The organism is Streptomyces shenzhenensis, assembly GCF_021462265.1.
Taxonomy (GTDB): domain Bacteria; phylum Actinomycetota; class Actinomycetes; order Streptomycetales; family Streptomycetaceae; genus Streptomyces; species Streptomyces shenzhenensis.
This window is the reverse complement of the sequence record NZ_JAJONF010000099.1, coordinates 1-9,769: the sequence shown is the minus strand read 5'-3', so window position 1 is coordinate 9,769 and position 9,769 is coordinate 1. Positions and strand designations below refer to the sequence as shown.

General features: G+C 69.0%; 7 protein-coding genes. 1 reads left to right on the top strand and 6 read right to left on the bottom strand.

All coding sequences use genetic code 11. The features are described from left to right. The 6 genes from LQ326_RS46330 to LQ326_RS46305 all read right to left on the bottom strand — a co-directional run. On the bottom strand, nucleotides 1–723 hold a 723-nt coding region (locus LQ326_RS46330; protein ID WP_234545238.1), incomplete at its 3' end, for an AfsR/SARP family transcriptional regulator. 636 nt (nucleotides 724–1,359) lie between these two features. Then, nucleotides 1,360–3,222 (bottom strand): nuclear transport factor 2 family protein, encoded by a 1,863-nt coding sequence (locus LQ326_RS46325; protein WP_268208435.1) that lies wholly within the window; start codon nucleotides 3,220–3,222, stop codon nucleotides 1,360–1,362. Nucleotides 3,223–3,378: 156 nt separating this feature from the next. After that, entirely contained in the window at nucleotides 3,379–5,283 is a 1,905-nt protein-coding gene (locus LQ326_RS46320; protein ID WP_268208436.1) for an AfsR/SARP family transcriptional regulator, read from the bottom strand. A gap of 359 nt (nucleotides 5,284–5,642) precedes the next feature. After that, nucleotides 5,643–6,575: an NAD-dependent epimerase/dehydratase family protein gene (locus LQ326_RS46315; protein WP_234545235.1), complete on the bottom strand. Its 933-nt coding sequence runs from the start codon at nucleotides 6,573–6,575 to the stop codon at nucleotides 5,643–5,645. Nucleotides 6,576–6,842: 267 nt separating this feature from the next. After that, entirely contained in the window at nucleotides 6,843–7,040 is a 198-nt protein-coding gene (locus LQ326_RS46310) for a hypothetical protein (RefSeq protein WP_234545234.1), read from the bottom strand. A 35-nt stretch (nucleotides 7,041–7,075) separates the two neighbouring features. After that, complete coding sequence (locus tag LQ326_RS46305; protein WP_234545233.1) at nucleotides 7,076–8,284, bottom strand: MFS transporter; 1,209 nt, start codon at nucleotides 8,282–8,284, stop codon at nucleotides 7,076–7,078. A gap of 365 nt (nucleotides 8,285–8,649) precedes the next feature. Between LQ326_RS46305 and LQ326_RS46300 the strand changes: the two genes are divergently transcribed. Continuing rightward, nucleotides 8,650–9,597 (top strand): RNA polymerase sigma factor, encoded by a 948-nt coding sequence (locus tag LQ326_RS46300; RefSeq protein WP_234545232.1) that lies wholly within the window; start codon nucleotides 8,650–8,652, stop codon nucleotides 9,595–9,597. Nucleotides 9,598–9,769 lie beyond the last annotated feature (172 nt).

Sequence of the window (9,769 nt, the reverse complement as noted above, 5' to 3'; positions counted from 1 at the left end):
CGTGCTCAGTTCGGGCCCCGGGTCGATGCCCTGCTCCTCCAGCAGCAGTTTCCTGACACCGCTGAACACCGCGAGCGCGTCGGCCTGCCTGCCCGCCCCGTAGAGCGCGCGCATCAACAGCCCGTACGGACGCTCGCGCAGGGGGTGCATGGCCGTGAGCTCCGTCAGGCCGGGAATGACCTGGCGATGGCGGCCGAGGGCCAGGTCCAGGTCGAAACGTTCCTCCAGCAGGGCGACGCGTAATTCCTCGAGTCGGTCACGCTGCCGCATGGCGAAGGGGCCGGGCACTCCGGCCAGCGTCTCCCCCTGCCATAGGTCGAATGCGCGGACGAGCCGGTCGCTGGCCTCCTCCAACCGCCCCGAGGCACGCGCCTGCGCCGCTTCACGCGTGAGCGATTCGGCCTGCCCGACATCGGGCGCGGACGGCGGCACGACCAGCCGGTAGCCGTCGCCGACCGACACGAGCACACTCGGCGTGGCGCGGTCCGGTTCCAGAAGTCTGCGCAACTGCCAGGCGTAGGTGCGGATCGTGGTGGTGGCCTTGCTGGGGGGCGTGGGGCCCCACAACGCGTCCACCAGTTGTGTCTTCGACGCGGTGTGCCCCGGTCGCAGGAGCAGTACCGCCAGCATGGCCCGCAGTTGCGGTGGGCCGACGTGAAGTTCGGCGTCGCCCCGGTACACACGGACCGCCCCGAGCACAGCGAAGCGCAGTTCTTCCGTCACCTCGCCCAGGTCCTTCCTGCCCGACCGGTTCCCTCCGCTCTCGTCATCGTCATGGTCACGAATTCACCGGGCGGACAGGTTCCCGCCATGGTCGATCGTGGGCGCGCTGACGTGGCGTTTGTAGCAGTAGACGGCGGCGGCGAGGCCGAGAAGGGCCAGGTAGTTGCGCGGGTTGCGCCCGTGTAGGCCAGAAGGGTGATGAAACGTCCGCCGTTTTCGTGGACGGCAGCCATCGAGTCCTCCCATACCGCGGCCCGGATGCTGACCGCGCTGAGCGACCCGGTCCCGGCGGCCGACCGCGCAAGGAGCTCGGCCAGGCGATGCTCGAGACCGGTCGGCTGCCACGCGCCGTGGCGGAAGTCCCGCATGAGGGCTTCGAGCCGTCCCTGGACGCTGTCGGAGTGTGAGCGCTGGGGAGGGTGGGGCTCATCGGGGGTGGTGGACACGCAGAACGCTCCCGAACGGATCGTGGAGTGCGGGCATTGAAGGCTTGGGTGCAGCCGGCCCGCCAGGGGCGGTTTCGTGGGTGAGGGGGTGCGGCCCGTGTCTGCGGCAGTGTCGATGGGGCCCGGCAGCACCGGAGCGGCGCCCTGCAGAGGGAGGGCGCCACCCTGGTGAGACCGTCTCGCCCTGAGGTCAGTCGCCGGGAAGCAGGACGGTTGCGTCGCCCTCGAACCAGGCGTTGTCGATCGTCAGCCGGCTGATGCGCCATGTGCTTCCGTCGCGCGTCAGGTCCGCGTCGTAGCGGTTCATCATCAGCGCGTGCCGGGTCCGGTCCGGCTTGGGGCCTTCCTGAGGCAGGTAGTGCTGAGCCATCGCGTAGCAGTTCACGTGGGCGGTGTCGCCGTGCACGGTGGCGCGGATGTTGCTGATCACGTGACTGGTGTCGAGCGGGCCGACCGCCGGGATGAGCGCTCCCACGACGGTGTCGCGCGGCTTGAGCGCGGGGAAGTCGAAACCGATCTTGCTCGTGGCCGGTGACAGGTCGACCACGGCGTCCTCGGTCAGTGACGAGGTGAGCAGATCGGCGTCGCCGTGGTCGAGCCCGGCCGTGTAGCGGTGCAGTGCATCGGCGATCGCGGTGTGGTCGATCAGAAGCTGCAGTTTGTCGTCGGGCATCGGGCGCTCCTCGGGGGGAATGTTGTGGTTCAGGCGGAAGAGGTTGTCCGGGTCGAAGCGCCTTTTGATGCTGCGGAGCCTGCGGTAGTCGGCTTCGTCGTAGGCGGCGCTCACGTCGGAGGCTTCGGTGTCCTGGGCGGCCATGAAGTTCAGGTAGCGTCCGCCGGTGGACCAGGGGCGCATCCGCTGCAGAACCTCATCGGCGTAGGCGTTCATCGCGGTGAAGGCATCGGGCGCCCCGACACCCACGATCCAGAGTGCGAACTGGGCGTCCCGGTGCCCGACGGCGTTGTCCGCGGTCCGGGCCAGGGCGCCGCCAAGGTGACGCAACTCGACGAAGTGCACCGGGCAGTCGGCCGTCGGGCCCGCGGCGGCCAGGATCTCCTCGACGGCCTCGGCGGTCAGTGAGTGCAGCATCGCGGTGCGCTCCATGAACGGTGCAGGATCTGTCGGATCGTTGTGGATCTGCGCGAAGGACGCGTACGGCATCGGACCCAGAGTGTCCGCGAGGACAGGCGCGGCCGCCCGCAGCGGCGCAACCAGCTCGGTGGCCTCGGCTGCCGGGCCGAGGTAGGAAATGCGGACGTGCACGGCGAACCGGTCGGCGAGGAAGTCGGGCACGCCGGGCAGGGCCGGCAGGCGCAGCAGGGCGATCGATGAGGTCAACTCGTCCGGGGCCCCGGACGTGACCTGGGCATAGGCGTGCAGAACGGCTGCTGCGTCGGCACCGTCGAAGAAGAGTCCGCCTGCCCACAGCTGTTCCACCGGGAAGAGGGCGAACTCCATTGCGGTGACGACACCGAAGTTGCTCTTGCCGCCGCGCAGTGCCCAGAACAAGTCGGGTTCCGACGCGGCGTCGACACAGCGCAACTCGCCGTCGGCTGTCACGACCTCCAGGGAGGTGACGTGGTCGGCTGCCCACCCGTGAGCGCGGCCCATGGTGGGGCTCAAGCCTCCGCCGAGGGTGTAGCCGATGACTCCGACGAGCGGTGAGGAGCCGTTGAGCGGGGCAAGCCCGAACGGGGTCGCCGCGTCGATCACTTGCTGCCAGCGGGCTCCCGCCGTCACGCGGGCTGTGCGGGCTGCGGGGTCGATGCTCACCTGCGCCATGCGGTGAGTGGTGATGAGGACCGCGTCATCGGCCGGGATTGTCGCCTGGTGGCCGGTGGCCATGACGGCGACCGGCAGACGCCGCTGTGCGGCGAAGCGAACGGCGACTTGCACGTCGGTACTGTTCGCGGCTCCGACAACGACGCAAGGGCGGTGGGCCACGGCAAGGTTGAAGGGCGCGCACTCCGCGGCGAACCCTTCGTCTTCCGGTCCGAGTACGGGCCCGGTGATCTGCGCTGCCAGACCGGCGCGCTTGAGTGGATCGAGCATGCGTACATTGCATCGAGCGCGTGTCGACATGGCGTCGATGGCGTGTCGACGTGGGCGTTTCACCCATGGGCCGCAGGGGTCGTCTTCCGCACGATTCTCACCGCGCGTGACGCGGGGCCCGGGCGGGTGCGTCGCCTCGCGCCGCCACTGCGGGAATCAGGGCAGCGAGAGCGACACCATTTCCGCGAGAGCGTCCGGAAGATCGGTGATCTGGTCCAGTACCGCGCGCAGGTCCTCTTCGCCGACCGTGTTCTTGCCGGTCAGGCAGTGGCGCAGCAGCCGTTGCAGCGCATGCTGACAGTGCTCGTGTCCCAGCCCGTTGAGGGCCTGGCGCCTCGCGAACGCCTTGACGAGCCCGAGGAAGTGGTAGTCGCCGTTCTCGCCGATCTCCACCACATGAGCGTCGACGAGGGCTTCCATGACGGCAGTGGCTTCGTTGACCGGCAGGTCGAGCACTGCCGCGGCCATATCGGCATCCAGCCGGCCGCAGTCGGGAACGGCGGCGAGGTGGAAGGCGTTGCGGTGGAAGGTGTCCATGCGCGCCTGGGCCTCACGGAACGGCCTGTCGACGATCTTGCAGTCCTCATGCATGACGACCGGCTGGCGCAGATCGTCCTCGAGTTGGGCCAGGATCTGGTCGATCGTCCACGACGGCCGGGCATCCAACCGGGCGGCCGCCACATGCACCGAGAGCGGCTGGCAGGAGCAGGCCTGCACCAGGCGACTGGCCGCTTCCTGCTCTGCGAACACCCGCCGGGTCCCGGAGATGGCGGCGAGCAGTTGCAGCGCGTCCTCGGGCTGCAGAACGCCAAGACGCAGCCAGGGGATGCCGGGCAGGTCGATGATGCGGCGCGGACTGGTCATGATGACGGCACAGCCGGGGGAGGCCGGCAGCAGGGGACGCACCTGCTCACCGCTGGATGCCGCGTCCAGGACGATCAGCAGGCGACGGCCGGACACCGTCGTACGCCACAGCGCGGCACGTTCGTCCAGCGATGCCGGCAGCCGGGACACCCCGACCGCACGCAAGAACTGGCCGAGCACCTCCAGCGGGCCGGCCGGATCCTTGACCCCGCCGAGGTCGGCGAAGAGCTGCCCATCGGGAAACAGGTGGCGTTGGGTGTGCGCAACGCGCACGGCGAGCGCCGTCTTGCCCATCCCGCCCAGACCCGTGATGCCGACGACCGGAGCGTGCGCGGCATCACGCAGCCTCACGGACAGTTCCGCGATCTCTGCGCGGCGCCCGGTGAACACTGCCAGGTCCGCCGGGAGCTGAGCCGGCGCGGGCGCGAGGGGCGAGGACAGCTCACGGCCTGCAGGGGCGGGCGAGTCCTCACCCTCGCGCAGGATACGGTCGTGGAGAGACCGAAGTGCCGGCCCGGGGTCCACGCCCAGCTCGTCGCGCAGGAGCCGCCGTGTGTGCTGGAAGGCGGCCAGAGCCTCGGCCCGGCGGCCGGCACGGAACAACGACAGCATGAGCTGTTCGTGCAGCCGCTCCCGCAGCGGGTGCTCCCTCACGGCTGCCCGTATCTCGGACGTCAGATCAGACTGCCCGCCGACCTCCAGCTCAAGATCGAACACTTCTTCCAGAGCAGCCAGCCTCAGTTCCTCCAGCCGGTCACGCTCGAGGTCGAAGAAGGGGCCCCGGACACCCGACAGGGCCGGTCCCTGCCACGTGCCGAGGGCTTGACGCAGGAGATCGGCGGCACTCGCCGTGGCGCCGGCGCGGCGCGCCCGGTGAGCCTGGGCGGTCAGCTCCCGGAACCTCCTCAGGTCGAAAGTCCCGTCATGAACGGTGAGACGGTAGCCACTGCCGGTCGATTCGATGACTGCCATGTCACCGAGAATCGGGCGCAGACGATAGACGTAGGTGCGAACGGTGCCCCGAGCGCCTCGAGGCCCGTGCTCGCCCCACAAGGCCTCCACAATCGCCTCGGTCGCCACTGGGCGCCCTTCGTGCAAGAGCAGCAGCGCGAGTAATCCACGCTGCTGTGGAGACCCGAGATCGACCTCTTCGTCCTGCCGCCATGCACGGACAGGACCAAGAACCGCAAGACGCATCACGCGACCGCACCCTATCTTTCTCATACCCGCCCCGTTCCGGCCCGGCCGGCGAGGCCGCCGCGCGGAGCCGTCCGGCGATCCCTGGGTCCAGGTTCACCGCTGACCGGACCCACCCACACCGGCGCGCCCGACCACACACGACGGCCGGGCACTCGAGCAGCGCCGGATCCATGCCCGCGGTCGTACCGGAACCCATCGCGCTGACCCACGGAGAAGGGCATGGCGCGAGGGCCCGTTGAACGACAGTGCTCACCGGATCGGACAGCAGCCCCTCGGGTTCGGCGTTCACCCACCTGCACCGGCTCCACCACCCGGGTAGGGCGGACATCACGGTCAGGTACAACGCCGTCCGGCCGTCACGCGGCGTCGGAGGCGAGCGCTTCCTTCACGGCGGCGAAACCCGCGGCATGCGCGACGATGGGCCGGTATCCCAGTTCGGTCACGGCTTTGTCGGTGCGCAGCGTGCACGACTGTCCGATGAACCACCGGGCGGGTACCGGCACCACATGGGCGGCGGTCTCGGCGTCCATGTCGGGGATGGGCGCGTCGACACCGTAGAGTGAGAAAACTGTCTCCAGGAAATCCCGCAGGATGACCGGATGCTGGTCGGTGACGAAGTACGCCTGCCCCGGCCGGCCGTGCTGCCATCCGCGTATCAAGCCCTCGACGGCGTTGTCCACGTACGTCACATCGGTGGTGTGCCGGCCGCCGTCGATCCAGGCGAACTGCCCGGCCTTGGCCGCAGCGGCCAGGCCTTCGGTCAGGCTGCTGTCAGGGCCCCAGACGAACCGCGGCCGTATGGAGACGGTGGTGAAGCCCGGTGCGTCGGCGTCCAGCACGACCTGCTCGGCGATGGCCTTGACCGCGCTGTAGGCGGCTTCCGAGTCCGGCCGCAGCGGTGCGGTCTCGTCCACGTCCAGCAGCGGTTCGCCGGCCAGGAGCGCGGCCTCGCTGCCACAGTTGACGAAGGTGGCGACCCCCGCGGTACGGGCTGCTTCCACAGCCGCTCGGGTGCCACCGACCGTCACCTGCTCTTGGCGCTCGCGGTCGGCGGTGATGTCTGTCTCGGCGGCGAGGTGGAACAGTACGTCGCTGCCTGCCACCGCGTCCTGCCAGCTGGCGGGCTCCGTCAACTGGCCCTGCACCGGCTTCGCGCCGAGGGCCGCGACCTTGTCGGCCGACGCTTCGCTGCGGACCAGTGCGCTGACCGTATGGCCTTCTCCGACAAGCCGGCGGATCAGGGCCCGTCCGATGAAGCCCGAGCCACCCGTAACGAATACCTGTGACATGGAAGCCTTCTCTCTCGTGTAAGACGCTTCCCGCTCGCTGCGGGCGGGAAGCCATGTGGTGTGCAGCGATCAGGGGCTGCCTGGTGTTCCCTCGAAGTCATTCATGAGTTGACGGCAGTCCATAGCTTTTTTGAATGCCACGTCCTCGTCCGGGCGCCTCATCGAAGCCACGGCCTTCGGCCAGTCGCGCAGGCAGCGGGCGAGAGAGCACGGTGGACCACAGGCGCGAGCCGATGCGCAGGCGTGGCCCTGTGCGCGCCGTAGGGGTCACGCCATGGTCGAGCGCGGCTCGCTCGGCATCATCGAGTTCGGCGATGGGGAGGGGGCGGCGACCTTGCCCACGAGACGGAACATCTCGCGGATGCGGTCGCCCGGCCGCGCGTGGACGGGGTTGTCCGCCAGCGGTGGCGCAACGGGTCGGAAACTCCTCGGACGGGCGATGCCGAGGATCTCAGTCGTCGCCATGCCTCTTGTGCGTGCGGCGGCTCGGGCGGTCGGGGTCACTGTGCCGTCTTGAGCGCAGTGCGGGCGGCGACAGCCAGGAGAACGAGGGCGAGTCCGGTAGCCGCCGCGCCCATCCAGATGGGGGAGGTGTAGCCGAGCCCGGCTGTGATCAGGAGTCCGCCGATCCACGAGCCGAGCGCGTTGCCGAGGTTCACCGCCGCGACCGGGGCGCCGGACGCGATCGCCCCGGCGGCGCGCGCATGTCGCATCACCTTCTGCTGGTAGCCGGGCGCGGCGGCGAAGCCGAACATTCCCATGAGGCCCAGCGAGATCGCCGCTACGACAGGATGACCGGCGAGCCACCCGAGGAGGATCTGCACGGTCAGCAGGCCCATGAGCGACCCTGCCAGGGTGGCGTCCAGGGCGCGGTCGACCAGTCGGCCTGCCAGCGCGTTGCCGACCACGAGGCCGATGCCGAAGAGCACGAGCAGCCAGGGAACAGCGCTGGTGGGGTAGCCCGAGACCTTCGTGAGCGTCAGCGCCACATAGGTGAAGGCGCCGAACATGCCGCCGAACCCGAACGTCGCGATGCCCATCGCCAAGAGAGCCTGCCGGTTGAACAGGTGTCGCAGATCGGCGAGGGAACTCGTCGGCGCGGACGCCACGTGGGGGACGACCGCGACGATGGCCAGGGTTGCGGCGACGGCGAGGGCCACAATGACGCCGAAGACGACCCGCCACCCGAACTGCTGCCCGAGCGCGGTGCCGAGCGGCACGCCGAGCACGTTCGCGAGCGTCAGGCCGCCCAGCATCGTGGCGACAGCCCGGCCTTGGTTTCGTGCGTCGGCAAGGCTGACGGCGACGACGATGCCCATGCCGAGGAACGCCCCGTTGGTCATCCCGGCGATGATCCGTCCCGCGAGGACGACCTCGAAGTTCGGGCCCAGTGCGCTCAGAAGGTTACCGATGATGAAGATGACGCCGATCTGCACCAGGGCCGACTTCGGCGGAATCCGGCTGAAGGCCGTGGTCAGGGCGAGGGCGCCCACGATGATGCCCACCGCGTACGTCGTCACCAAAACGCCCGCGCCGGCGGCACTGACCGACAGATCGGCGGCCACGTCCGGCAGCAGGCCGGCAATCACGAACTCCGCCAGGCCGACGGCGAAACTGGCCAGAGAGAGCGCGTACAGCCCGAGGGGTGTCCTGGGGGTCCGAGTGACCGCCTCGTGGGTTGTCGCAGATGTGGTGTGCTCATGTGTCATGACGGGCAAAACCTTCAGGCCTTACCTCAGGATTCCTTAAGGAAATGCCCTGCGCCATCCAAATATTTGATGTCATCTGCTTCATGTCTCTATAGGTGCAGGTGCAAGGCTGCGCAGGAGGGGCGGTCCCCTGGTCGTCTTCTTCGTAGCCCTGCAGGAGATCCGCCGGCCTTCCGACCGGCACGACTGTTGCCCCCTGTCGATCGACAACGATGGAGGTGCCACCGGGACTTGAGGGGTGCCGTCGAAGACGCCGACTGGATCAACACGTAGAAGCATTGGGCCGCCTGTCCGGCGGGGGGATCGATGACGCGGTGACTGGGGGCGCTGCCATCTCGGCGACGCCTGGAAGATATTGTCATGGTATGGCCGATCTTCTGATGGGCGGGGCTCCGCGGGACTTCGATCTGGTGCGTGCCGCTCAGGCTGGCGACGCCGGCTCGCTCGGCCTGCTGCTTGCCAGGCACCGAGCGCGCATGTATGCGATCGCGCTCGCTTTGCTGGGCCACAGCCAAGATGCAGAGGACGCCGTGCAGGAAGCGGCACTCATCGCGCTGCGCCGGTTCGGTGACATACGGGACCCGGAGGCGGTCGGCCCGTGGCTGGGAATGGTGGTGCGCAATGTGTGCCGCGCCCAGCTACGCAGGATGTCCGCGGTTCCTGTGGCCGAAGTCGCAGGGGGCGTCGCGATGGACCGGTCGGACGGTCCGCCCGACCCAGCCGAGGTGCTTGACCACCACTCGCTGCGGGACTGGGTGTGGAACGCGCTGGAGGACCTGTCCCCGAGGCTGCAACTGGTGACGATGCTGCGCTACTTCACCGACGTCACGTCCTACGAGGACATAGCGGCACTGTGCGAGACGCCGATCGGCACGGTGCGCAGCCGGCTCAACCAGGCGCGTACGAAGATGGTCGGCGCACTGCTGGGCTCGGCCGACCGGGCGTACGACGACGCCACGGTCAGGAACAGACTGCATCGACGGCTGGCCGAGGAGATCCTGGTGGCCGCTCACCGTGGCCAGTTCGCCTCGGCCCTGTCCGAATGGTGGTCCCCACAGGCGGACGTGACATGGCCGACTGGCAAACACACGGGCGTCGACCACTTGCCCACCGCGTTCGATCACGACCTGTCCGACGGTGTACGCCACGAACTGCTGAACGTGGTGGCCGGCCGCGAGGTGGTTATCTGGGAGGCCGCTCTGCTCAACCCACCGGAAGACCCCTTTCACTGCCCGCCCGGCGTCGTCTGGGTGCACCTCCTGAACCAGGGTCGTGTCAGCAAGCTGCGCCTGTTTCACCCGCGCCGCCGCTGAAACAAAGTTCGACGGCCGGTCGAACTTTCCCCGCCCTCACTGCATCGTGCGGGTATGAACACTGTGAAACACAGTCCCGGGCGCCGAGCGACCCACGGGAGCCCCGTGGGCGAGGCACGGACCGTCGTGGTCGATGGCGCACGCCAGGTCTACCGGGTCGCCGGTGAGGATG

Excerpts from the sequence above, each read along its gene's own strand:
- LQ326_RS46310 (WP_234545234.1), bottom strand. The coding sequence starts at position 7,040 with ATGGCGACGACTGAGATCCTCGGCATCGCCCGTCCGAGGAGTTTCCGA.
- LQ326_RS46305 (WP_234545233.1), bottom strand. The coding sequence starts at position 8,284 with ATGACACATGAGCACACCACATCTGCGACAACCCACGAGGCGGTCACT.
- LQ326_RS46315 (WP_234545235.1), bottom strand. The coding sequence starts at position 6,575 with ATGTCACAGGTATTCGTTACGGGTGGCTCGGGCTTCATCGGACGGGCC.
- LQ326_RS46325 (WP_268208435.1), bottom strand. The coding sequence starts at position 3,222 with ATGCTCGATCCACTCAAGCGCGCCGGTCTGGCAGCGCAGATCACCGGG.
- LQ326_RS46300 (WP_234545232.1), top strand. The coding sequence starts at position 8,650 with ATGGCCGATCTTCTGATGGGCGGGGCTCCGCGGGACTTCGATCTGGTG.
- LQ326_RS46320 (WP_268208436.1), bottom strand. The coding sequence starts at position 5,283 with ATGCGTCTTGCGGTTCTTGGTCCTGTCCGTGCATGGCGGCAGGACGAA.